The sequence below is a fragment of the Vibrio sp. genome (assembly GCF_047973365.1).
GTDB lineage: Bacteria > Pseudomonadota > Gammaproteobacteria > Enterobacterales > Vibrionaceae > Vibrio.
In genome coordinates this window covers 1-24,413 of sequence record NZ_JBKEBW010000153.1, presented here as the reverse complement: position 1 = coordinate 24,413, position 24,413 = coordinate 1, and the positions used below count along the sequence as shown (strand labels likewise).

Here is a 24,413-nt window from a genome sequence, read left to right as displayed (position 1 = left end):
CACCCTCAATCACAGTATTGGTCTGACTAAGTATTGGGCTTTGCGCTATTTTGGACGCTTACCCACCAGTACCGCCGAAACAGATTACGGTTAGTTGTGTACATCTAACTTCCTATGGCTTCCTTCAGACCCCACCGTTAGCCCGTGACGCCCTTGCCATTCGGATTGTCTTCCCCTTAGTCAGGGTGACTCCACTTTCTTTCAAGTGGACGGGTTTGCCAGCTTTGCTGGGCAAACAAAATAGCCCCGAATCTTCGGGGCTATTTTACTTATACTCGTCAACGTTAGCGTTACTCTTCGGACTCTGAGCTCTCTTCTATATTTGAAGTATCAATCTCTATCTCTGTCACGCGCTGTAAGCCTCTAGGCAGTAAGCCACCACGACGACCACGTTCACCACGGAAGTTATCGAGATCACTTGCTTTCAAACCAAGCTTACGTTTACCTGCATACAAGGTAACAGACGCACCGCTTGGTAACGCAATCAGATGAGAGACCACTTCTTCACGAGATTTCGATTTTGCCGCCGGAATATTGATGATCTTATTGCCTTTACCCTTGCCTAGTTGTGGCAAATCTTTAATCGGGAACAGCAACATGCGTCCCAAGTTAGTAATGGTAAGGATCTCATCGCTATCAAGATCGTTGATCGCTTGTGGCGTCATAATTTCAGAGTTCTCAGGCAAAGTCACCAATGCTTTACCACTACGGTTTTTCGAGAGCAGGTCGCTACCTTTACATACGAAACCGTAACCGGCGTCGGATCCCACTAGCCACAATTGCTCTTCTTCGCCCATGATAACCTGACGAATAGTCGTACCTTCTGCCACGTTCAATCGACCGGTCAAAGGCTCACCCTGACCACGAGCTGAAGGTAGCGTGTGTGACTCAAGCGAATAACTACGACCATCGCTGCCAAAGAAAACGGCCTGTTGGTTGCTCTTACCAATTGCCTGAGCTAGGTATGCATCACCCGCTTTATAGCTTAGGCTAGCACCATCAACATCATGCCCTTTGGCATGACGAATCCAACCTTTTTCCGATAACACCACAGTGATCAATTCACTTGGCATCAGATCACGCTCAGTCAGCGCTTTTGCTTCCTCACGCTCAACCAATGGTGAGCGGCGATCATCACCGTACTTCTCAGCATCCGCTTTGATCTCTTTCTTCAGTAGTGTGTTAAGACGACGTTCAGAACCGAGTAACTCTTCAAGTTTCTTGCGTTCTTTCTCTAGCTCATCTTGCTCACCACGGATCTTCATCTCTTCCAACTTGGCTAAGTTGCGAAGTCTGGTATCTAAGATCGCATCGGCTTGAATATCCGTAATACCGAAACGCGCCATCAACACGGCTTTTGGATCATCTTCCGTACGAATGATCTCAATCACTTCATCAAGGTTTAGGTAAGCAACCAGCAAACCTTCCAGAATGTGTAAGCGATCCATCACTTTATCAAGACGGAACTGCAAACGGCGACGAACCGTGCTACGACGAAATTCGATCCACTCACTGAGAATATTAACTAAGCCTTTCACCTGCGGACGGTTGTCTAAACCAATCATATTCAGGTTTACACGGAAGCTTTTCTCTAAATCGGTAGATGCGAACAGATGACTCATCAGCAAGTCACAATCGACACGATTTGAGCGCGGTACGATAACGATACGAGTTGGGTTTTCGTGGTCAGATTCATCACGCAGATCATCAACCATCGGCAGCTTCTTGGCACGCATCTGGTTGGCAATTTGCTCGAGAAGTTTTGCACCAGAAACTTGGTGAGGCAGTGCAGTAATCACCACATCTGAACCTTCTTTATGCCAAATTGCACGCGCTTTGATACTGCCACGTCCGGTACGATAAATTTTCTCAAGATCTTCTTTCGGTGAGATAATTTCCGCTTCGGTTGGATAATCCGGACCTTTAACGAACTGCATGACCTCTGTCAGTTCTGCATTTGGATTATCAATCAAATGGATCGTTGCATCGGCAATTTCACGCACGTTGTGTGGCGGAATATCGGTCGCCATACCAACCGCGATACCAGTGACACCATTAAGCAGGATGTGTGGCAGACGCGCGGGTAACATTTGTGGCTCTTTCATCGTGCCATCAAAGTTTGGTTGCCAATCAACGTTGCCTTGACCTAGCTCGCCTAACAATACTTCAGCAAACTTCGACAGTTTTGCTTCGGTATAACGCATCGCCGCAAAAGATTTCGGATCATCTGGCGCTCCCCAGTTACCTTGACCGTCAACCAGTGGATAACGGTAAGAGAACGGCTGAGCCATTAAGACCATCGCTTCATAACAGGCAGAGTCACCGTGCGGATGGTATTTACCTAATACATCACCAACAGTACGTGCCGATTTTTTGTATTTTGCCGCAGCAGAGAGCCCCAGCTCCGACATTGCATAAATAATGCGTCGTTGAACCGGTTTTAAACCATCACCAATGTATGGTAAGGCACGGTCCATGATTACGTACATCGAGTAGTTGAGGTAAGCATCTTCAGTAAACTTACGCAGCGGAAGCTGATCAACACCTTCGAAATTAATTTCAGTCGTCATTGATTACACCTCAGCCAAATCGCCATTGCTTTGTAGCCAAGTACGGCGATCATCTGCACGTTTCTTGCCTAATAGCATGTCCATCATCTCGTCAGTTGCCGTTTCGTCATCGATAGTGAGCTGAACTAGACGGCGAGTGTTGGGATCCATAGTTGTTTCACGCAATTGGAGTGGGTTCATTTCACCCAAACCTTTAAAACGCTGAACGTTAACTTTGGCTCTTTTCTGGCTTAGACGCTCCAAAATGCCGTCTTTCTCTGCGTCGTCTAACGCGTAGAAAACTTCCTTACCACAGTCAATACGATAGAGTGGCGGCATAGCAACATAAATATGCCCCGCTTTGGTCAATGCTTGGAAGTGCTTAGTAAACAGGGCACACAGTAGGGTTGCGATATGAAGACCATCTGAGTCCGCATCGGCAAGAATACAGATTTTACCATAACGCAGTCCGCTTAAATCATCGCTATCTGGGTCAATCCCCAAAGCAACAGAAATATCGTGAACTTCTTGAGACGCTAACACCTGATCAGCAGACACTTCCCAAGTATTAAGAATTTTACCGCGTAGGGGCATCACCGCTTGGAACTCGCGATCACGTGCTTGCTTGGCACTACCACCCGCAGAATCCCCTTCGACGAAGAAGATTTCCGTGCGGTTAAGATCTTGAACGGAACAATCGGTCAGCTTACCCGGCAGTGCCGGACCTGAAGCCACTTTCTTACGTACAACTTTTTTGCTCGCACGCATCCGGCTGTGAGCATTGGCAATACAGACTTCAGCCAGTTGCTCTGCCAGTTGTGGCTTTTCATTCAGCCATAAGCTGAACGAATCTTTCACCACCCCAGAAACAAACGCAGCCGTTTGACGAGAAGAGAGACGCTCTTTAGTTTGGCTAGCAAACTGCGGATCTTGCATTTTCACCGAAAGAACATACGCACAGCGGTCAAAAACATCTTCGCCAGTGAGCTTCATACCACGTGGCAGCAGGTTGCGGAATTCGCAGAACTCACGCATAGCATCTAATAACCCCTGACGTAGGCCATTGACGTGCGTACCGCCTTGAGCGGTTGGGATTAAGTTCGCATAGCTTTCGGTAATTAACTCACCACCTTCCGGCAGCCAAATCACCGCCCAGGTAACAGCTTCCGTTTCAGCGTTAAAGGCACCCGTAAATGGCTCTTCCGGTAATACCACCGAATCTTTAACGCCTTCAATCAAATAGTCTTTTAAGCCATCTTCGTATAACCAGCGGTACTCTTTATCGTTCACCTTGTCGCTAAACGTGATTTCGAGCCCTGGACACAGTACGGCTTTGGCACGCAAGTTGTTGACTAAACGTGATACGGAGAAGTTAGCGTAATCGAAATAAGAGCTATCAGGCCAGAAATGAACGCTGGTGCCACGATTACGGCGACCGCAAGTTCCTGTCACTGTAAGATCAGAAACTTTGTTACCGTGTTCGAAAGCAATTTCATAGATTTGACCATCGCGACGCACGGTCACTTCAACACGCTTAGAAAGTGCGTTAACGACCGAGATACCTACACCGTGTAGACCACCCGAAAACTGGTAGTTTTTGTTGGAGAACTTACCGCCAGCGTGGAGCTTACAAAAAATAAGTTCTACACCAGAAATTTTTTCTTCTGGGTGAATATCTACAGGCATTCCCCGCCCATCATCAATCACTTCTAGGGACTGATCGGCATGGAGAATCACCTGAACCTTTGTGGCATGTCCGGCCAACGCTTCATCGACACTGTTATCGATCACCTCTTGTCCAAGGTGGTTTGGGCGCGTTGTATCCGTGTACATCCCAGGCCTGCGACGCACTGGTTCTAAGCCATTAAGGACTTCAATGGCTCCAGCATTATATTGTTCTGTCATAATATGTAATGCTTTTATCGATAAATAATTAGTAACTTTACATCTCGTTTATTAAGGCTTTATTTTTCTATAAATAAGCCAAAGATTAACGTGTTTTTTAACACTTAAACGAGAAAAGTCTAAGAGGAACATACTCTGGAAGAGAACGGCTGATGTCAAGTGACATCAGTCAGTAGCAAACAAAATTATGACTCTAACCCCAATGAAAAGGCTATAAGTCTAAGAATTTGATGATTTGGGCCGGATAACGTTCAAAATCAATAAAACTGTGGTTACCGCCCTCTTCCACCGTTTGTTTTGCGTCAGCGTATTTTTCCACAGCCTGGCGATAATCCAGCACTTCATCTTCGGTTTGTTGTAACAACCAAAAATCTTGCGGTGAGGTTAATACTGGTACGTCTAACTCTTTTAGCTCTTGGATATGAGATGCATCCAATACGTAACGTTCTTTGGTATAAGGGTTCTCTTGCTGACCAAGAAAACCAGCCAGAAGCTCGTAAGGTTTAACCGCAGGATTCACTAACACAGCGGGAAAACCAAACTGGGCATTTAACCAAGTCGATAAATAGCCGCCTAACGAACTTCCCACCAAGCCAATTTGGTAATCATTGTTATATTGATTAACCACATCAAGTAGATGCTGTGCCGCCTGAGAGGGAAAACTCGGTAATTTTGGCACAACAACTTTAATATCAGGACGATAATTTTTGCAAAATTCACTCATCACTTGCGCTTTATGCGACAAAGGTGAGCTGTTAAAACCATGAATATAAAGCAGTAATGTGGGACGCTTTGACATATCAATATCCACTTGCATCAAAATCTGGCTGAAAAACACCATTAGGTAAGCGTTGTACGCTACTAATTACTCGTCCATCGGAGCACAGCTCTAGCTCACGCCAGCCCGGTGATGTTTTATCTAGCGCAAACTCATTCGAATTAGGCTTAAACTGTACGCAAGTCGATGGTGTTGCCATCACTCTCACACCAAGATGTTCTCTATCCATGTTTTGATGCACATGACCACATAAAACCGCTTTTACATTAGTGTGACGTTTTACTACATCCCAAAATGATTCACTGTCTTTCAATGTATGCTGATCTAGCCATGCGCTCCAGACTAATAATGGATGATGATGCAAAAGGACTAACGTATATCTGTCAGGATACTGAGTGAGTTTTTCCTCAAGCAACGCCAATTGGTGATCACTCAAACGCCCATGCGGCAAACCAACCACTTGAGAATCGAGCAGAACCATTTGCCAATGTTCGCCAAGCAGTACATGCTCTTCGGCACGAATCTGAGCAGATGGCAGAACAGAGCCCATATTCGGTTTATAGTCATGATTACCAGGCAACCAAAAACAGTCTTTGTTCAGTAATTGAATACCATCTGAAAAACGTTGATAAGACTGAGCACTGTGATCTTGCGAAATATCGCCCGTTGCGAGAATGGCATCATACGGTACTTGCTGAGCACAAATCTGTTTAACCACTGCACGAAAACTGTCTGCGGTATTAACACTAAGCAAGCAGCCATCATCTGGAGCAAACAAATGCGTATCCGTTATTTGTACCAGCTTTATGCTATCTGGATTCTCTATACTGGGCGACACGTTCAAATTCGATAAACCTAACTATTATGGATGACTAAAATTAATCGGCTGACGGCTAATACCATGTTTCAAACAGAAGGTGAGCCAATCACCTAAAAAGCGATTAATTTGCGCCTTTTCATCTTTTTGTACCATTTTCTCATTGGGATAGTCATGACGAGCTTTGATCCTGCTGAGATGATCGCTAGTGTGTACTTCTGCGACACGAGCATCGTGGTACAGCCTGACAGACATGGTAGGCAATGGAAACACTGAAATATCATCACTTTGACAAATCTCCACCAAAGTTGTGTACTTTGTGACTTCTAGCACTTGAAGTTGGTAGGTCATTTGAGCTGCTTGGTAACAACGTAAATCATCAACACTTGGCTGCGTTGGCAGCAAAGCATTCAACTTAGCGTAGTTTGTCTCATAAACTCGCATCAACTCTTTAAGATCTACGTGATACGGTTTTCTTACCATTACTTCAACCATTCAGTCCTCAACCATTACTTCAACCATTCAGTCCGCAAACTTTGGTAATTCAGCTCTAACCACTGCAATGCAATAATAGAAGCCCCGTTTTCAATGACGCCGTCGCTAACCAACTTGTAAGCTTGTTCACGGCTCATCACATGAACTTTAATATCCTCACCTTCATAGTCTAAACCATGAATACCACTTGCTTGTGATGAATCCACTTCACCGACATAAACATCTAATTTTTCAGAACATCCACCAGCAGAAGGATAATAAGAGGTAACGGTTTTAATTCTACCGATCTCGACGCCCGCCTCTTCAATCGCTTCTCGGCGTACAACCTCTATGGCGCTTTCATCACGATCAATAATGCCCGCCACGATTTCCAGTTGCCAAGGTCGCTTATCTTCAAGCGCTCCGACACGGATTTGTTCAATAATAACCACTTGATCTCGTGCCACATCGTAAGGTAACAGCGCAGCGGCATGTCCACGCTCAAAAAGCTCACGCTCAATCGGCTCACTCCATCCACCATTAAATAACTTATGTTTGAATCGATATTTCACCATACGGAAAAAGCCTTGAAACAAGGTCTCTTTTGAGACGATTTCAAGATCTTGTCGCGTAAACTCACTCAATGGTTTATCAGTTTGTGACATTCGAGATCTCCCTATATAAATAAAGAGTAGCTAAATGTGCTAGTTTACTCGTGCTAACCGTTAACATCCAAGGATATTGCTCAACTTTTTGTATAAAAATTATATGTATTTTTAAATAGAACCGCTTTATATTGCACAAACGGATAGTTAAGTGTAAAAAAGTACAAAGTTTCGAGTAAATTACAATCAAATTGGGTAAACTCTCGCAACGCCCACCCTTCACTTCATAATAGGCAGGAATAGGACCAATGAAAAAACTGCTTCCAGTATTAATTAGCGTAGCTCTTGGCAGTATGAGTGCTGCAGTATCGGCTGACGATCTTGCTCAGATTTACGATCAAGCGAAACAAAATGACCCTCAATTACTGAGCGCAGCGGCACAACGTGACGCGGCATTTGAAGCAGTCACTTCAAGTCGTAGTAGTTTGTTACCACAAATTAACTTAACCGCAGGTTACGATATTAACAGTAGCGATTACGATAAACGTGATAGTGAAAAACTATCTGCTGGCATTAGTTTTTCACAAGAATTGTACAATCGTTCAAGCTGGGTATCACTGGATACGGCTGAGAAACAAGCTCGTCAAGCCGATGCACAGTATGCGGTAGTTCAACAATCGCTTATTCTGCGTACCGCTCAAGCCTACTTCTCAGTTCTAAGTGCGCAAGACAACCTAGAGTTTGTTCGCGCTGAAAAAGCAGCGGTTGGTCGTCAATTAGAACAGACGAAACAACGCTTTGAAGTGGGTCTATCTGCAATTACCGACGTCCATGATGCCCAAGCACAATACGACAGCGTTTTGGCTGATGAAGTATTGGCTGAAAACACATTGATCAATAGCTACGAATCATTGCGTGAAATCACCGGTCAGGATCATAAAGATTTAAGTATCCTGGATACCAATCGTTTTTCGGCTAGCCCGTCAGCAGCTTCTATGGATGCATTAGTTGAAGAAGCGCAACAAAAGAACTTATCTTTGCTCTCTTCTCGTATTGCGCAAGATGTAGCGAAAGATAATATCTCTCTAGCGAGTTCAGGCCACCTACCATCGCTCACTTTAGATGGCGGTTACGCATACGGCAAAGAGAACAACGAAGATTCAAGCTCTTACATTGGTGAATCTTACAACGACCTCAGCATTGGTCTAAATCTTACGGTTCCTCTTTATACTGGTGGTAATGTAAGTTCGAAAACCAAACAAGCTGAGTTTGCCTATGTTGCTGCCAGCCAAGATTTAGAAGCCTCTTACCGCAGTGTGATCAAAGACGTTCGCGCTAACAACAACAACATCAATGCCTCCATTGGTGCATTGCGTGCTTACGAACAATCTGTAATTTCAGCTAAATCCGCGTTAGAAGCCACTGAAGCCGGTTTTGATGTGGGTACTCGTACCATTGTCGACGTACTTGATTCGACTCGTAGCTTGTACGACGCGAACAAAAACCTATCAACGGCTCGTTATGAATACATTTTAAGTGTATTGCAACTACGCCAAGCGGTGGGCTCTCTGTCTGAACAAGATATTCTTGATATCAACGGCGGTCTAAAAGCAGCGAAATCAGCAAAAACTAAATCTTAAGATCGGTTTTTATCGCTATTCGATATTTTGAAAAAAAACGCCAGCATGCTGGCGTTTTTTCTTTCTCGGCATATCTAAAAATGCAACAAAGGCTAATTAACCTCTGCCACCTTTAATGGCTTCGATGATTTCTGTAGTTGAGCAACCATCTTCAAAGTTCAGAACTTTTACTTCGCCACCGGCTGCAATCACCTCTTTACCGCCGGCAATATCTTCTGCTTTGTAATCGCCGCCTTTTACGAGTAAATCTGGTAATACTTCAGAAATCAGACGTTGTGGTGTGTCTTCGCTAAATGGCACAACCCAATCCACGGCGCCTAAACCTGCGAGTACCGCCATACGACGGTCGGTTGGGTTGACCGGGCGACCAGGACCTTTCAAACGTTTAACCGATTCATCACTGTTCACCGCAACGATCAGACGATCGCCTAACTCACCCGCATGATTCAAATAAGAAACATGGCCAGCGTGTAGAATGTCGAAGCAGCCATTGGTCATCACCACTTTTTCGCCACGAGCTTGCGCTTTGCGTACCGCTTCAATTAGAGCTTGTTCACCAATAACACCGTAGTCAGTATCTTTACTGCCATGAACGGCTTCAGCCAGTTCAATCGTCGATACCGTCGAAGTTCCGAGTTTACCGACGACCACACCTGCTGCTGCATTAGCTAATGCACAAGCTTCATCTAAAGGCTTGCCTGCGGCAACTGAAGAGGCCAGTACGGAAATGACCGTATCGCCAGCACCGGTTACGTCATACACTTCTTTTGCTTGAGTCGGTAGATGGAAAGGTTCCATACCACGACGTAACAGTGTCATACCATGTTCACTACGAGTAACGAGCAGTGCATCGAGATCAAACTGATCAATCAAGCCTAAGCCTTTCTCGACTAAATCTTGATCCGATTTAACTTTACCGACGACACATTCAAACTCAGAAAGATTCGGAGTGAGTAACGTGGCACCACGGTAGCGCTCGAAATCAGCGCCTTTAGGATCGATAAACACAGGAACATTAGCGGCACGCGCTTTTTGAATGAATTGCTGAACGTGTTCAAGTGCGCCTTTGGCGTAATCCGATAGAATCACCGCTTTTACGTTTGGTAGGGCAGATTCCATACGCGATAGGATCAGCTCTGGATCGGTATTCTCAAACTTATCTTCAAAATCCAAGCGGATAAGTTGCTGACCACGACTTAAAACTCGAAGTTTGGTGATGGTTGGGTAATTTGGCAAGGCAACGAAATCACAAGTCACATTGAGTGATGTTAACGTCTCACTCAATACCTGTGCAGGTTCATCAATCCCTGTTAAACCAACGAGATAGGCATGACCACCGAGTGAAGCAATGTTCATCGCCACGTTAGCAGCACCACCGGGACGTTCCTCGTTTTTCTCTACTTTTACTACGGGAACCGGGGCTTCAGGTGAAATGCGACCCGTTGGACCATACCAGTATCTATCTAGCATGACATCACCAACGATTAACACCCCTGCATCACTGTAGTCAGGTAGAATGGGTTTCATTATGGCTCTCCAATAACTGTTTCTGGGCGGAGTTTATCACATCGATGATTAACCTAGCCACTGATTCCAAACATGTTTTACGACTTCACGCTCATGCACGAATTTACTTTCGTCGACATCAGCATCTTGATTGACTAAATTACGATGATGAATTTGGTCACGCATCGCGGTATAAGCATGCGTTAACGCCATTGCTTGTTGTTCTTCAACAACGCCCTGAATTAACAAAGATTCAAAAATACGCACATTGTCAGACCATCGGGTTAACTTAGGATACTCATGACTAAAGCGTAACACCAAGTACTGAGCCAAAAATTCGATGTCGGTAATACCGCCTTCATCTTGTTTGATCATAAAACGACCGGGCTTTTTACCGCCAAGGTGATCGCGCATTTTTATCCGCATATCCACCACTTCTTGCTTGAGTTTTGTTTCTTCGCGGGGCAGAGCCAAAATATCATGACGAATGTTGGCAAAAGCTTGTTGCAAAGGCGCATCGCCATAGATCATACGTACTCTCACTAATGCCTGATGTTCCCACGTCCATGCATTTTGACGCTGGTACTCTTCAAACGCTTCTGTTGGACTCACCAAAAGCCCGGAAGCACCTGATGGTCGCAAGCGGGTATCGACTTCGTACAGTATTCCAGAAGCTGTTCTCACTGAGAATATGTGAACGATGCGTTGTGCCAAACGAAGATAAAACTGACGTCCATCGATCTCTTTAACCCCATCAGTGTAGGCACTAACGGGACAGTCATGCATAAAAACAATATCGAGATCAGAGTTATAGCCAAGCTCCCAGCCACCCACTTTGCCATAACCAATCACGGCAAAACCTTTTCCTTCGCGATCTTTTAAGTGTGTCGGTTGACCATATTTTGCAGTGACCTGCAACCAAGCTTGGTTAACCACAGCCTCGACAATTGCTTCGGCAAGATAAGTTAAGTGATCACTCACTTTCATCACAGGCAGAACGTCAGCGATATCAGCGGCAGCAATTTTCAAAATACAAATTTGCTTAAACTGGCGCAGCGCCTCCATCTGCTGTTCCATATCGTCTTCAGGAATGCGGGCGAGGAAATCTCTCAGCTCGGTTTTATAACTCTCCAAAGCAATCGGATTATAGAGATGTTGAGGGTCAATCAACTCATCAAGAAGGATCGGGTAACGAGCCAGTTGCTCGGAAATCATCGAACTTGCCGTACACAGACGCACCAGTTGCACTAACGCTGCTGGGTGTTCATCAAGCAATTCCAGATAGGTTGTCCGAGTTGCAATGCTGTGCAGTAAAGAGAGCACTCTCGATAAGCCAAATTTGGCATCGGAATGAGCAAAGATGGTCTGATACACTTTTGGCATCAAGCGGTTGAGCACTTCCCTCCCACGAGGACCAATAGTACGTTTTGCCAGATCATTCTTAAAACCAATAATCGTATCGACGATTTCCGGTGCATCTTGCATCGCAAGCTCATTTTCAACAATGCTTTCAATCATCTCGCGATTGTGGCTCATATCCCACAATTCGTGGAAATACGCAGCAAGCATCGTTTCGTCTTGCTCATCCTCTTCACCAATCAGAGCCGCAAAAACTGCATGCACATTCGCCATCTGCTGTTTCACTTGCTCATCGAGCTGTTGCCAAGACGCAAAGCCCATAGCAAACGCGAGTCTCAATTGATCATCGCTTTTTTCAGGCAGCGTTTGAGTCTGCTTGTCGGCTATGGCTTGAAGCAGATTTTCAAGGCGACGCAGGAAGTAATACGCCTCCCTTAGCTGCGCCACTTCCCTTTTCTCCAACAGTTGTAGTTCATCAATAGCTTGCAGCGTTTCGAGTAATCCACGATGACGTAAACTTGGTTCGCGACCACCGCGAATCAACTGGAAGACTTGGGCAATGAACTCAATTTCTCGAATGCCACCAGCGCCTAATTTGATATTGTTACTGAGCCCGCGACGACGGACCTCACTGCTGATCATCGACTTCATGCGACGCAATGACTGAATGGCACTGAAATCGATATAACGGCGAAACACAAATGGCCGCAACATCTGACGCAGTTCTTGGTACTGCGAGTACATCTCTCGTCCCATGACTCGGGCTTTAACCATAGCATAACGTTCCCAGTCTCTTCCCTGCTCCTGATAATAATCTTCAAGAGCGGCGTAACTCATGACTAGTGGACCGCTGTCGCCAAAAGGACGTAACCGCATATCGACACGATAGCAGAAGCCATCAAAAGTTTGCTGATCGAGCATCTTAATGATGCGCTGACCCAGACGAGTAAAAAACTGGGCATTGGAAATACTGCGGCGATGTCCCTGTGTCTCGCCGTTTTCCGGATAGGTAAAAATCAGATCAATATCAGAAGAAAAATTCAGTTCACCACCGCCGAGCTTACCCATCCCCATAATCAGCATAGGCTGAGCTTCACCCTGGGCATTGCAAGGAGTTCCCCACTCTTGACAGCAAGCTTGATATTGCCATTGATAGGTTTCAAAGATGAGTGCTTCCGCCAGTTGAGATAAATGTTCCAGACTTTCATCGAGTGACCAAGTATTGAGAAAATCACGCCATGCGATATACGCCATTTCCCGATTGCGGAACTGACGCAGAATACGTAATCCACTGGCTTCATCGCCGCAAGCACTAAGCAGCTCGAAAAGACGTTCACGGTAAAATTCAGAGCGAGACCTATCACTAAGCATTTCGGGTAGCGTGCTGCATAGAGTTTCATCGCGCAGCAAGGTTTCTAAGACAAACTGACTTAAGCCGATAACGGTTTTAAGCTGAGTTTGTTGCTCACTTTGCCATTGAGCAATTGATGGCTGTTTTTCCAACAAGTGGCTGAATTGTTGGCTTGCATAATCTTCAAGACGAGATGGCAATGGCATGATTTTTCCTTGTTGATACGGAGAACCTGAAAAAGGTCAGCTAACTATACCCAAACTGATTGAAGGTTATATCAAATTCAGTGTAATAAAAAACGCCCACCATTGAATTGTGGGCGCTTGTGCATGACTTAATCACATTGGTGACGACTCAACGCCCGATCGGGCGAGGGTTTACTAAATAACTAAACTTTAAATTCGGTGATTTTGCTGTCTAATTCTTGGGCATTCGCTTGCATTATTTCTGATGTTTCCAGCAGTTCTGCCACCACGGTAACCGATGCCTCAACCAACTCTCTGACATTGGTTAAATTTTGGTTCATCTCTTCAGCCACACTGCTTTGCTGACCCGCAGCGGTAGCGATCTGGAAGTTCATATCATTAATTTGCTGAACCTGTGCAACGATACCATCGAGCTCGGTTCCTGCATTGGTCACTAGTTCAACGCCTTCAGCGACTTCTATGACACTCTTTTCCATCAGATCTACGGCTGAGTTTGCACTACTTTGCAACTGTGAAATCATCTCTTGAATTTCGACGGTTGCTGTTTGAGTACGTTGTGCCAAATTACGCACTTCATCAGCCACCACGGCGAATCCACGACCAGCTTCACCTGCGCGAGCCGCTTCAATCGCGGCGTTCAAAGCCAGCAGGTTAGTCTGCTCTGAAATGCTTTGAATCGTGCCGACGACACTACTGATTGACTCAACACGTTCCTCAACCTGATTTACCGCCTGAGCCGATTTGGAGATATCTTTCGCTAGCTCACTCATTTTTCCGACGGTACTTTTGACAAAGCGTTGCCCTGTCTGAGCTTGTTCAGATGCATTTTCTGTCAATGAAGAGGCACTTTGAGCGTGACCGGCAACAGTTTGCACCGTCGATGACATTTCACTCATCGCTGTGGCTAGCTGATCAATTTCATTGAATTCTTCTTGAGCCGATTCCTTGGTTTCAGACATACTGAGTGTCATGATTTCCGTCATCTCTGTGAGCTCTTGGGACGCTTCAATTTGAGCAACAATCAATGCTTTCAGTTGAAGTCGCGTTTTTTCCAGCTCACGAGCCACGTCACCGTACTCATCTTTACAATCCATATTGATAACAAAAGACAAATCACGAAGAGCCATCTGTTTGATAGACTCACTCAAATATTGTGTTTGACGTAACATGACTCGTGCTGCGAAAAGCAGCAAGACAACAAAGACAAGGATCAACAGACCCGTTTGCCAGATAACCTGCACTATGTAATCGTCATAATGACGTTGTGCGACTTCTGCATTTTGGGTCGCTGCAAGAAGAGAGTTATAAAAGGTGTTAGCATCCCAAAGCTGTTTGCTGATGATCAGTAAGGTACTGAACACCATCAGCATTACCATCTTAGGAACAAGTCGTACATTGGTTATTACTCGTTCCCAGGGCTTAAATGCCATTGTTGTCATTGTCATGCCTCCACAATGTTTATATATTGAAAAACTACCTATTTATCACTAAAACAGTGAGCAAATCTTTACGCACTTTGAATTATTTCGAGCCTCGTATGAAAAACGATAGTATCAAAGATGAAACGAAACCTATGGGATTGTTGTCACTCATTTTGTCTTTCTTAGCTCTATTTGTGATCTCAGCGTTACTATTTCTGCCCATAACACCAGAAATGCACCACTTACTTATCGGCTTAGACTTGCTAATTTGTAGTATTTTTATCCTACAACTTTGCGTAGATTTGATCCGAGCCTCAGATCGGCGCAATTTTATGCAAAGGCACTGGATCGATTTTATCGCCAGTATTCCGATGATCGAGCCATTACGTTATGCACGGATCTTTCAAATTCTACGTCTAATTTTAGTGATTCGCTCAGGAAGAGCTATTATGAAACAGTTGCTGGCCAATCGCAGAGAAACCACCATCGCATCGATTTTGCTGCTACTGGTGTTGATGATGACGTTAGGTTCGAGCTTTATGTTGTTTGTAGAAGCAAAAGATCCGCATGCCAATATCCAATCAGGAGGCGATGCGCTGTGGTGGGCTCTGGTAACCATTTCAACCGTGGGCTATGGCGATCATTTTCCGGTGACTACCGCGGGAAGAGTTATCGCTACGGTAATGATCCTGTGTGGCGTGGGTATTTTCGGTATGATTTCCGGTCTGATCACCTCGTTACTCACTTCGCCTGACAAAAAGCAACTTCTCAATGCACAAAGAGAGCAAGCGCTTCTGCAGCAGATAGTCAATCAACAAAATAAGATATTGCAGCGTGTTGATAACCTGGAAAACAAACTGGATGATCCTCAGTACAATAAACCGACTGAGCAGAAATAAAAAAGGGATGCAGATAGGTATACTCAAACGACTTGAAGTTGTAGGTAGGCGGCCAGTGAGTGAATCCCCATGAGCATAGATAAACTATGTAATTGGGGTGAACGAACGCAGACAACACCGCTGCAGCTTCAAGTAGGAAGAGTATATCCCTGATTCAGTATGCCAATTAGTCTCGCCAATAAGGATGAATTTCAACACCAATAATTCGAGTCTGCTCCATCGCATGCAAAATCGAATTTTCTTGGCGGATCAGCCAGCGTTGCAACTGATCTTTTTCTTCCCCTTGTAACTTATCAACAAACGGTTCAAGCGTTCTCAAGGTTAATAAGTCATCTATGCCGTGCAGCAAATCTGCCCAAGGCATACGGAAAGAGTTACGCTCTTCAACATCGTACAAACTCGCCAGACTGATTCCAGTATAGAGATTTCGCATTAACCGATACTGCTGATCAATGTACTCTTGACTCGATAAATGATGCTCTGGTGGAAATGACTCCATCAGTTCAGCCCATGTTCTATCAAGTTGTTTTGCTGAGAAACGAAGAATGTTGGTCGCCATTTTGTCACGCGCTTTCTCATCAAGAAACGGTTGCCATCCACGCGTTAGAATCCAACGACTCAAATCCAGTAATAATCCGGTATAACGAGCAGAATTAAGCAAACGCAAGTTTTCTTCCCGTTGAGGCAAACGATCTTGTTGCTCTTTTAGCTCAGCGATTAAGAACTTACGCGCATCCAACTTGCGTAACGTGTAGCCTTTATCTTCCAATAGATCGTCAAGATAATCATAACGTTTCAACCAACTTAGCTCTTCTTCAAGCCACTTGAGCTCTTGGCGCAAAATCGCACTGGCTCGGCGAGGCACGACTCCACCATAAATGCTCAAAATTTGTCGAATTAAACGAATGCTATTGCTAATTTCATGCAATGCAGGAATTGAATCGCGCTCAGTATAAATTTGTTCATGGTAATGCCAATGAGACAGAGCATGTTCAAGCGAATTAATCAGACAATACTCAACACTGTCTTGATGACTGGTATTGACCAAGCTCAGTGGTTTGACTTCATCGCCTGAATAATCAGCCGCTAACCGATAGCCTCTTGCTGCTTTACTCAAGTTACCTAAACGCATACCGCCGTTATCACAGAACTGTCGAGCGAGAGTGAACAAGGCATCGGTTTGACCCGATTTAAGTTCTAATTCTACTTCGCAGATGGGGTACTCTTTTTCACCAGCGACCACCAAACCCTGGTCAAATGCAACTTCGACCTGACTGCCGTCAGGCATACCAATAAGCCACTGTTCACGAGTAAAATTAGTAGAAAAAAGAGCACTGAGCTCAGATTGCAGAACGTCAACCTCTTTACCTTGAGGCCAAATATCAGCAGGGTGGAGGGTTAGTTCAGGTTCGTTGCTTTGGTGTTCAGCATTGAACTCTGGCCGCTGATGTAAGCCAGCGACGACGCGTCCTGCGGTCTTGACGGTTTGAACATACACATCATCGAAACGTCGGATTCTTAACCCAATATCGTGTTGACGTAACCAGTTATCAGGAGTATCAAAATACGTATTACCTAACTCTCGACAACTGTGCTGAAGTACTTTTGTATCAGAAATTTTTTGGCGTAAAATCTCTGAAAAATCCGGTGACACAAAAAACTTCAGTTCTATCTCGGTTTCCATAGTTAACCCTTTCAGTCCAGATATCGAAAGGATATTGCCTAAAACGCAACGGAGCAAGAGTGAAATATAGAACGTTTGATGATCTAAAACAGTTTTCATGGCTCTGTTAATGGGTTAACATGCGCGCCTTTATAGCCATCGCTCAACATTTAGCCATACCATGGTGTATGTTCTTATAAGGTTATAGTTATTAGGTTGAATGACCATGCCAGTAAATACAATTATGGGGTTATTTGCAAAGTCCCCAATAAAGCCTTTGCAACGACACGTAGTGTGTGTGAACGAATGCTGTTCTCATCTAGTGCCATTCTTTGAAGTATGTGCCACTGGAGACTGGGAAAAAGCAGCTGAGATCCGTGCACAAATTTCTCATCTTGAGAAAGAAGCGGACGTGTTAAAGCGCGAAATTCGCCTTAAACTTCCTCGTGGTTTGTTTATGCCTGTAGACCGTACAGACATGCTCGAACTTCTCACTCAGCAAGATAAACTTGCCAACCTAGCAAAAGACATTTCAGGTCGTGTTGTTGGTCGTCAACTTATCATCCCTGAGCCTCTTCAAGCTGACTTTCTGATTTACATAAAACGATGCCTAGACGCAGCGAATCAAGCCCAGAAAGTTATTAGCGAGCTAGACGAATTGTTAGAAACAGGTTTCAAAGGCCGTGAAGTAACACTCGTTGCTGAAATGATTAATCAATTGGATGAGATTGAAGACGATACGGATGCTATTCAAGTACGTCTGCGTCAAAAGCTAAGAACCCTAGAATCTTCGCTAAATACAATTGATGTTATGTTCTTATACAAGATTTTTGAATGGGTTGGCGGTATCGCTGATCAGGCGCAGCGCGTAGGTGCTCGTTTAGAAGTGATGCTTTCTCGCTCATAAATTTGAAGTTAACCAAATAACTAAGAGCTATTTTTATTAAACCAGTAATAAGCGTTAATTATTTATCGCCAACGGTTTAAATGTGTGCTGAAAACACAAAAAATAGCTCCGCTTGTTATAAACAACTAGGTATAAAGATGGATATCCTTGCTAACTACGGTACTGTCCTGATTATTGTTGCTGCCATTTTTGGTTTCTTAATGGCTATCGGGATTGGTGCAAACGACGTTGCAAACGCAATGGGAACATCAGTTGGTTCTAAAGCGCTAACCGTTAAACAAGCGATTATTATCGCAATGGTATTCGAGTTTGCTGGTGCCTATTTGGCTGGCGGTGAAGTTACTGACACAATCCGCAAAGGCGTGATTGATACATCACTGTTTGCTAATCATCCAGACATTCTTATTTACGGTATGATGTCGGCACTCTTAGCCGCCGGTACTTGGTTACTGCTTGCTTCCTACATGGGTTGGCCAGTCTCCACTACTCACTCAATCATCGGTGCAATCATCGGTTTCGCCTGTGTATCTTTCGGTACAGAAGCTGTCGATTGGAGTTCAGTTAAAGGCATCGTGGGTAGCTGGATTGTTACTCCTCTGATTTCAGGTATTTTTGCCTACTTCATCTTCATTAGTGCTCAACGCTTAATTTTTGATACAGAAAAGCCGCTGCTCAACGCTAAGCGCTTTGTTCCGGTGTACATGTTCATCACCACTATGGTCATTGCACTGGTAACGATCAAGAAGGGTCTTAAGCACGTAGGCTTACACCTTTCAAACACCGAAGCTTGGATTTGGGCTGCCGGTGTCTCTGCACTGGTGATGGTCGGTGGTTATCTATATATCCAGAATAGATTCGCAAACCGTGAAGATGACCACAGCTTTGCTGGCGTAGAAAGTATCTTCAGCGTACTGATGGTTATCACAGCTTGTGCTATGGCATTTGCCCACGGTTCAAACGATGTGGCTAACGCGATCGGTCCGCTGTCTGCGGTTGTTTCTACTATTGAACACATGGGTGAAATTACAGCGAAAAGCGCAATTGCTTGGTGGATTCTGCCTCTCGGTGGTTTCGGTATCGTTGTTGGTCTTGCCACTATGGGTCACAAAGTAATGGCAACGGTTGGTACAGGTATTACAGAACTAACGCCTAGCCGTGGTTTTGCAGCTCAGCTTGCAACAGCGTCTACAGTAGTGTTAGCGTCTGGTACTGGTCTGCCGATTTCAACAACGCAAACATTGGTTGGTGCAGTTTTAGGTGTTGGTTTTGCGCGTGGTATCGCAGCGCTAAACCTAGGCGTGGTGCGTAACATCGTTGCTTCCTGGATTGTAACGCTTCCAGCAGGTGCTCTATTAGCTGTTGTGTTCTTCTACGCTATTCAAGGCATTTTCTCTTAATTGATTAAGTCAGTGCTTTGTTAAGGCGATGTCATTATTGACTCAAACGCACATAAAGGGAGGCTTTGCCTCCCTTCTTTGTTGCACGCGAATAAGAAACTTTTTACTATTTGCCACATGAGTGTAAAGCTACAATTTATTACTAAGGGATTTACCGTGAAAAAACTTATCTGCATGGTGTTATTTTCCATGTTAGCAAGCCCGGCGTTTGCACAAGATCGCTACATCGCCGATAAACTATTTACTTATATGCATTCTGGTCCAAGCAACCAATATCGTATTATTGGTAGTATTGATGCAGGTGAGAAAGTACAGCTAGTTTCAACCAACAAGGAAAGTGACTACAGTGAAGTAGTTGATTCCCGCGGTCGTAAAGGTTGGGTTGAAAGTCGTTTTGTCACTCGCGATATCAGCATGGCAGTACGTCTGCCACAACTTGAAAAAGAGTTAGCACAGGTAAAATCTCAGTTAGCTAATGCTCGTCAAAGTGCCGATTCTGAAAAAGCCGGTTTAGTTGAATCTCTGGATGTGCGTAACCAGCAAATTGCACAGTTAGAACAGAACTACGGTGACATCAGCAAACAACTAACCACGTCTCAAACGGAGATCCGTGAGCTACGTGCTAAGCTAGATACACAAAAAGAAGATCTACTACTGAAATACTTCACTTATGGCGGTGGTGTTGCAGGGATCGGTTTACTACTGGGGCTAATTCTTCCACACATTATTCCACGACGTAAACGTAATCCAGCCGGCTGGGCGTAAACGTTATCAAATGGAAAAAGGTCACTCGCTAGTGACCTTTTTTGTTTATGCTGACCCGTGCTTTTTGAAAAGCAACAAAGCCTATCCTTGCCAGTGGTAGAGCGCAGGAATTTCGATCAACTGCTGCTCGAACTGCACCAAGGTTGTTTGAGGATTAATTTCTATCAGCATCACACCGTCTGCCAACATATCCCCTTCGTGATATTCCACGCCATTCATTTTTATCCAGCGCTTACTTTCAGAGCTGGCATAAACGTGGGTCTGAAAATTCATTGTGGGTAGATGACCTGAGTAGTTATCAGCATTCTGCACCAAGGATATCGCGCTTGAATTACTGCGTTTAGAGGCACTAGCTGTGCTTTTCATCGCAGACTCTACTCTCATAGCAAGCGCAGGAGATAAACCACTCAGATCCAATTGCTCGAGATTTAAAGGCGCATCCTCGTTCTGCTCGGAAATTGAGGGCTCTGTTATTTTAGCCACGGTTGCTTTAGTCACTGTCGTTTCATTGGTTTGCTTAATATCAAATGATGGGGCGTCTTCCGTTTCAGCTAAAACCTGTTCAGTTTGAGCAGGAATGAGATAGGTGCTTTTTAGCTCAGTAAACTCAGGGTAAGGCAGAAACTCAGCCGGCGCTGGAATTTGTTCCACTAGCGCAGGCTGACTCATTACTTGAGTGATATTTTGTTGCTGAAGTTGATAACTTTGATAGCTCAGCAGCGAGACAGTCACCGCACTCGGTACAATCAACAATAAGCTGTGATACCAGCGGAAAAGCTGGGGCTTCTCGGCTGAGATAATCGCAGAGCGATACCCATGGATCATAGTATTAGACTGGTAACCTTGGTGTGACGATTTCAACGCATTCATTACTTGCGACATTATGCACCTCCTACCAAGTGTGACGCACCGAGTTTAGGAGCGTCCAGCTTAGGTGCATCTTGCTGAGTAAGCAGTTCCAGACGACGCAGAGTTTGCTCCCCCGCGATGCCATCCACATACATATTCTGCCAGCGTTGGAATAAGGAAACCTTACGCTTGACTTCCTCATCAAACACTTGTGTTTCTCTCTGCGGTTCGCCCAGAATTTGCGATAACTTGCGATCAAGAAGAGCAATCTCCTGCCCTTTCATTCCGCTCTTCAAGGTCTGCTTAAAACTGGCTTGCCAAGTTAGATGAAATTCGCCATTCCACAGCGGCGATATCCACGGCTTATCAATACGTATATGTTCACCATTCACCAGCAGTTCTAACTCATCTCCATTTAAGCGATACAACACTGCGTAACTCGGTTTGTTATCAACCTCAAGCGTTAGTACCACCGGCATATTGAGTTGGGAGAGAGTCTGCCAGTCACCTTGACTGGGCATGCATTGCAAAAGCGATGAAGTATCGGACTGACAAAAGGTATCTGTTACCGATGCCTGATACCCCCAGACCGCATAAAGAGCACGCAGCGCACTGCTTAGGTCCTCAGCTTGAATGAGAACCTCTTCTACTTGTTTTGGGAATACCGTTTCTTGTAGCGCTGGTTTTGCTTCTGGCAGAGGCCAATGATGAGCGACTTGCTCATTGATGATAGGTGGAAGCCAATATGCGCTTGCAGCAGCCAAAGAAAGGCCGATTAAACTGCACGTCGCAGCAACTAAAGGAAAACGCGCAGAAGAAGGTTTTGCATCCGAGCGCTGGTAGACCGTTGATTGAAAGCTCATCACTTGCTGGCAAGCCCATTTTACTCGCTCTAAACCGAGTTCTTTTTCACCAGCTTTAAATGCGCCTTTCAAGCTGTTGTCACAGACTAAATTAATCAGCCGCGGAATTCCGTGGGTTTCACGAGCAATCCACTTGGCGCATTTGTTAGAGAACAAATTCCCATCACCACCCGCTTGTTGCAGACGAAAACGGATGTAATGAGCCGTTTCGACGTCATCGAGAGGCAGCAGATGATATCGACCAGTAATTCGCTGTGCTAGCTGGCGAAGCTGAGGCAATTGAAGTTTCTGTTGCAGTTCAGGCTGACCGATGAGTAACACCTTCAACAACTTTCGGCTGTCTGTTTCCAGATTGGTCAGCAGTCTTAGTTGTTCTAAAACATCAGGTGCAAGGTGCTGTGCTTCATCGATAATCAGCAGGATCTGAATACCAGCAGCATGCCTATCCAAAAGAAATTGATTAAGAGCCTGACTGAGTTTTTTGAGCGTCGCTTTTTTCCCGTAACTAACGGCAAACTCATCACAAATAGCTTCGAGCAATTCTTGCTCAGAAAAAGTAGGATTCAATATAAACCCGGCTTGGGTATTGGCAGGTAAATTATCCAGAATAGCTTTTGCTACCGTTGTTTTCCCTGTACCGACCTCGCCTGTGAGCATAGCAAAACCACCACCGTCGCCTAATCCATCCTGCAGATGGAAAATAGCTTCTTGGTGGCGTTGACTAAGATACAAATAACGAGAATTCGGCACAATTGAGAAAGGTAACTCAGCAAAACCGAAAAATTGTTGATACATACTCCTGCCTCTATCAAACTGATTAAGCGCAAAGTATCATTGCTGCTGATGATTATCCAATGACATTGATGATTTTTGAGGCTGTTTAGTGCAAGTTTACCTGGTTGGCGGCGCTGTTCGCGACAAGCTACTCGACATTCCCGTTTACGATAAGGACTGGGTTGTGGTCGGAAGTAGCCCTGAAGAAATGCTAAGCCAAGGCTTTACTGCCGTTGGTAAAGACTTTCCTGTCTTCTTACACCCTAAAACCAAGCAAGAATACGCACTTGCTCGTACTGAGCGAAAATCAGCAGCAGGCTACACTGGTTTCGAATGTTACTATGCTGCAGATGTCACTTTAGAAGAAGATCTGCTAAGACGCGATCTTACTATTAATGCGATGGCACAAGCTAAAGATGGCTCACTTATCGATCCCTATGGCGGTCAGCGTGATCTGAATGATCGCATTCTACGCCATGTATCCGATGCCTTTATTGAAGATCCGCTGCGTGTTCTACGCTTAGCCCGCTTCGCAGCAAAACTTTCTCACCTTGGCTTTACAATTGCAAAAGAAACCATGACTCTGATGGCTCAAATCACGAATAGTGGTGAGCTGGAGCATTTAACCGCAGAGCGTGTATGGCAGGAGTGGCATAAGTCCCTTTCGACTAAGAATCCTGAAGTATTTCTGTCTGTACTGAGAGATTGTGGCGCGTTGAAGGTGGTACTCCCTGAACTCGATCGTCTGTTTGGTGTTCCTCAACCGGAAAAGTGGCATCCAGAAATTGACACCGGAATTCATACACTGATGGTCGCTAAGCAGTCAGCAAAGCTTTCTTCGTCACTACCCGTTCGATTTGCCGCGCAAATGCATGATCTTGGCAAAGGCGTGACTCCTCAATCAGAGTGGCCAAGTCATAAGATGCACTGCCATACAGGTGTCAAAATCATTAAAAAACTATGCGAACGAGTACGCGTGCCTAATGAGTTCAAAGATCTGGCACTGCTTGTTTGCGAGCAGCACTCAAACATCCATAAAGCAGCAGAATTGAAAGCCAGTACCAAACTTAAGATTCTAAATACCATCGATGTATGGCGTAAGCCAGAGCGTTTAAAAGAGGTTTTACTCTGTTGTCAGGCAGACCATGCAGGGAGATTGGGTTGTGAAGATAACCCCTACCCGCAAAAAACGATATTTGAAGCTGCTTACAAAGCAGCACTCAGCGTTGAAGTGAAAGATATTATTGCCGATGGTTTTCAGGGCAAAGCGATTCGGGATGAGTTGGAGAAAAGAAGAATCGAAGCGATTTCATCGCTTTCCAAATAGTCGAAACAGGGAATGGATACCTTTGGCCTCGTTCCCACGGTCCCCCGTGGGAATGCATATCTTAGTTTGATATACCGCCGTACTAAATATCGCGATGACTACACTAACCGTTCAACACTGCCATCCACAGCCTAGATAATTTGTGGCTCCGTATGCATTCCCACGCAGGAGCATGGGAACGAGAAAATTCCCTGTCATTGCTAATAAATCATTTTCTCCAGGTAAAAAAATACCTCGCCTAAGCGAGGTATTTATAAAGAACTATAAAGCTAAGCGAGTAATTAAGCTTGGCCTTTAACTTCTTTAAGACCGTTGAAAGGAGCACGACCCGCTAGAGCTTCTTCGATACGGATAAGTT

General features: G+C 44.9%; 18 protein-coding genes. 6 read left to right on the top strand and 12 right to left on the bottom strand.

Annotated features, from left to right (window positions below):
- Positions 1-290 precede the first annotated feature (290 nt).
- From parC to nudF, 6 genes are all read right to left on the bottom strand, one after another.
- Positions 291-2,570 carry a DNA topoisomerase IV subunit A gene (parC, locus tag ACK5MF_RS18020; RefSeq protein WP_416923909.1) on the bottom strand — a complete coding sequence of 760 codons (2,280 nt, stop codon included), beginning with the start codon at positions 2,568-2,570 and terminating at the stop codon, positions 291-293.
- A 3-nt stretch (positions 2,571-2,573) separates the two neighbouring features.
- Positions 2,574-4,454 carry a DNA topoisomerase IV subunit B gene (gene parE / locus ACK5MF_RS18015; RefSeq protein WP_416923908.1) on the bottom strand — a complete coding sequence of 627 codons (1,881 nt, stop codon included), beginning with the start codon at positions 4,452-4,454 and terminating at the stop codon, positions 2,574-2,576.
- Between the two features lie 211 nt (positions 4,455-4,665).
- The gene (gene yqiA / locus ACK5MF_RS18010) at positions 4,666-5,253 is read right to left on the bottom strand and encodes an esterase YqiA (RefSeq protein ID WP_416923907.1); all 588 of its coding nucleotides are present in this window, start codon (positions 5,251-5,253) and stop codon (positions 4,666-4,668) included.
- 1 nt (position 5,254) lies between these two features.
- Positions 5,255-6,076 carry a 3',5'-cyclic-AMP phosphodiesterase gene (gene cpdA, locus ACK5MF_RS18005; RefSeq protein ID WP_416923906.1) on the bottom strand — a complete coding sequence of 274 codons (822 nt, stop codon included), beginning with the start codon at positions 6,074-6,076 and terminating at the stop codon, positions 5,255-5,257.
- An 18-nt stretch (positions 6,077-6,094) separates the two neighbouring features.
- Positions 6,095-6,532 (bottom strand): DUF1249 family protein, encoded by a 438-nt coding sequence (locus ACK5MF_RS18000; RefSeq protein ID WP_416923905.1) that lies wholly within the window; start codon positions 6,530-6,532, stop codon positions 6,095-6,097.
- Positions 6,533-6,558: 26 nt separating this feature from the next.
- Positions 6,559-7,188 carry an ADP-ribose diphosphatase gene (gene nudF / locus ACK5MF_RS17995; RefSeq protein ID WP_416923904.1) on the bottom strand — a complete coding sequence of 210 codons (630 nt, stop codon included), beginning with the start codon at positions 7,186-7,188 and terminating at the stop codon, positions 6,559-6,561.
- Between the two features lie 248 nt (positions 7,189-7,436).
- Here nudF and tolC point away from each other — a divergent pair, with 248 nt between their 5' ends.
- Complete coding sequence (tolC, locus tag ACK5MF_RS17990; RefSeq protein ID WP_416923903.1) at positions 7,437-8,768, top strand: outer membrane channel protein TolC; 1,332 nt, start codon at positions 7,437-7,439, stop codon at positions 8,766-8,768.
- A gap of 96 nt (positions 8,769-8,864) precedes the next feature.
- On the opposite strand, the gene hldE is transcribed toward tolC, so the two are convergent.
- The 3 genes from hldE to ACK5MF_RS17975 form a co-directional block, all read right to left on the bottom strand.
- A complete protein-coding gene (hldE, locus tag ACK5MF_RS17985; protein WP_416923902.1) occupies positions 8,865-10,295 on the bottom strand; it encodes a bifunctional D-glycero-beta-D-manno-heptose-7-phosphate kinase/D-glycero-beta-D-manno-heptose 1-phosphate adenylyltransferase HldE in 1,431 nt (476 codons plus the stop codon).
- A gap of 48 nt (positions 10,296-10,343) precedes the next feature.
- Complete coding sequence (gene glnE / locus ACK5MF_RS17980) at positions 10,344-13,190, bottom strand: bifunctional [glutamate--ammonia ligase]-adenylyl-L-tyrosine phosphorylase/[glutamate--ammonia-ligase] adenylyltransferase (RefSeq protein ID WP_416923901.1); 2,847 nt, start codon at positions 13,188-13,190, stop codon at positions 10,344-10,346.
- Positions 13,191-13,372: 182 nt separating this feature from the next.
- Complete coding sequence (locus ACK5MF_RS17975) at positions 13,373-14,629, bottom strand: methyl-accepting chemotaxis protein (RefSeq protein WP_416923900.1); 1,257 nt, start codon at positions 14,627-14,629, stop codon at positions 13,373-13,375.
- Positions 14,630-14,727: 98 nt separating this feature from the next.
- On the opposite strand from ACK5MF_RS17975, the gene ACK5MF_RS17970 reads away from it, so the two are divergent.
- Entirely contained in the window at positions 14,728-15,510 is a 783-nt protein-coding gene (locus tag ACK5MF_RS17970; protein WP_416923899.1) for a potassium channel family protein, read from the top strand.
- A gap of 166 nt (positions 15,511-15,676) precedes the next feature.
- Here the strand turns inward: ACK5MF_RS17970 and ACK5MF_RS17965 are convergent, their stop codons facing one another.
- The gene (locus ACK5MF_RS17965; RefSeq protein ID WP_416923898.1) at positions 15,677-17,194 is read right to left on the bottom strand and encodes a CYTH domain-containing protein; all 1,518 of its coding nucleotides are present in this window, start codon (positions 17,192-17,194) and stop codon (positions 15,677-15,679) included.
- Positions 17,195-17,399: 205 nt separating this feature from the next.
- On the opposite strand from ACK5MF_RS17965, the gene ACK5MF_RS17960 reads away from it, so the two are divergent.
- The 3 genes from ACK5MF_RS17960 (at position 17,400) to ACK5MF_RS17950 (ending at position 20,242) form a co-directional block, all read left to right on the top strand.
- Positions 17,400-18,080: a TIGR00153 family protein gene (locus ACK5MF_RS17960; protein WP_416923897.1), complete on the top strand. Its 681-nt coding sequence runs from the start codon at positions 17,400-17,402 to the stop codon at positions 18,078-18,080.
- Positions 18,081-18,217: 137 nt separating this feature from the next.
- A complete protein-coding gene (locus tag ACK5MF_RS17955; protein WP_416923896.1) occupies positions 18,218-19,477 on the top strand; it encodes an inorganic phosphate transporter in 1,260 nt (419 codons plus the stop codon).
- Between the two features lie 156 nt (positions 19,478-19,633).
- Positions 19,634-20,242 carry a TIGR04211 family SH3 domain-containing protein gene (locus ACK5MF_RS17950; RefSeq protein ID WP_416923895.1) on the top strand — a complete coding sequence of 203 codons (609 nt, stop codon included), beginning with the start codon at positions 19,634-19,636 and terminating at the stop codon, positions 20,240-20,242.
- A gap of 81 nt (positions 20,243-20,323) precedes the next feature.
- On the opposite strand, the gene ACK5MF_RS17945 is transcribed toward ACK5MF_RS17950, so the two are convergent.
- Together ACK5MF_RS17945 and ACK5MF_RS17940 are read right to left on the bottom strand one after the other, a co-directional pair.
- Entirely contained in the window at positions 20,324-21,124 is an 801-nt protein-coding gene (locus tag ACK5MF_RS17945; RefSeq protein WP_416923894.1) for a general secretion pathway protein GspB, read from the bottom strand.
- Entirely contained in the window at positions 21,124-22,749 is a 1,626-nt protein-coding gene (locus tag ACK5MF_RS17940) for an ExeA family protein (RefSeq protein WP_416923893.1), read from the bottom strand. The genes ACK5MF_RS17945 and ACK5MF_RS17940 overlap by 1 nt, the downstream gene beginning before the upstream one ends.
- Positions 22,750-22,837: 88 nt before the next feature.
- Between ACK5MF_RS17940 and ACK5MF_RS17935 the strand changes: the two genes are divergently transcribed.
- A complete protein-coding gene (locus tag ACK5MF_RS17935) occupies positions 22,838-24,055 on the top strand; it encodes a multifunctional CCA addition/repair protein (protein WP_416923892.1) in 1,218 nt (405 codons plus the stop codon).
- Positions 24,056-24,413 lie beyond the last annotated feature (358 nt).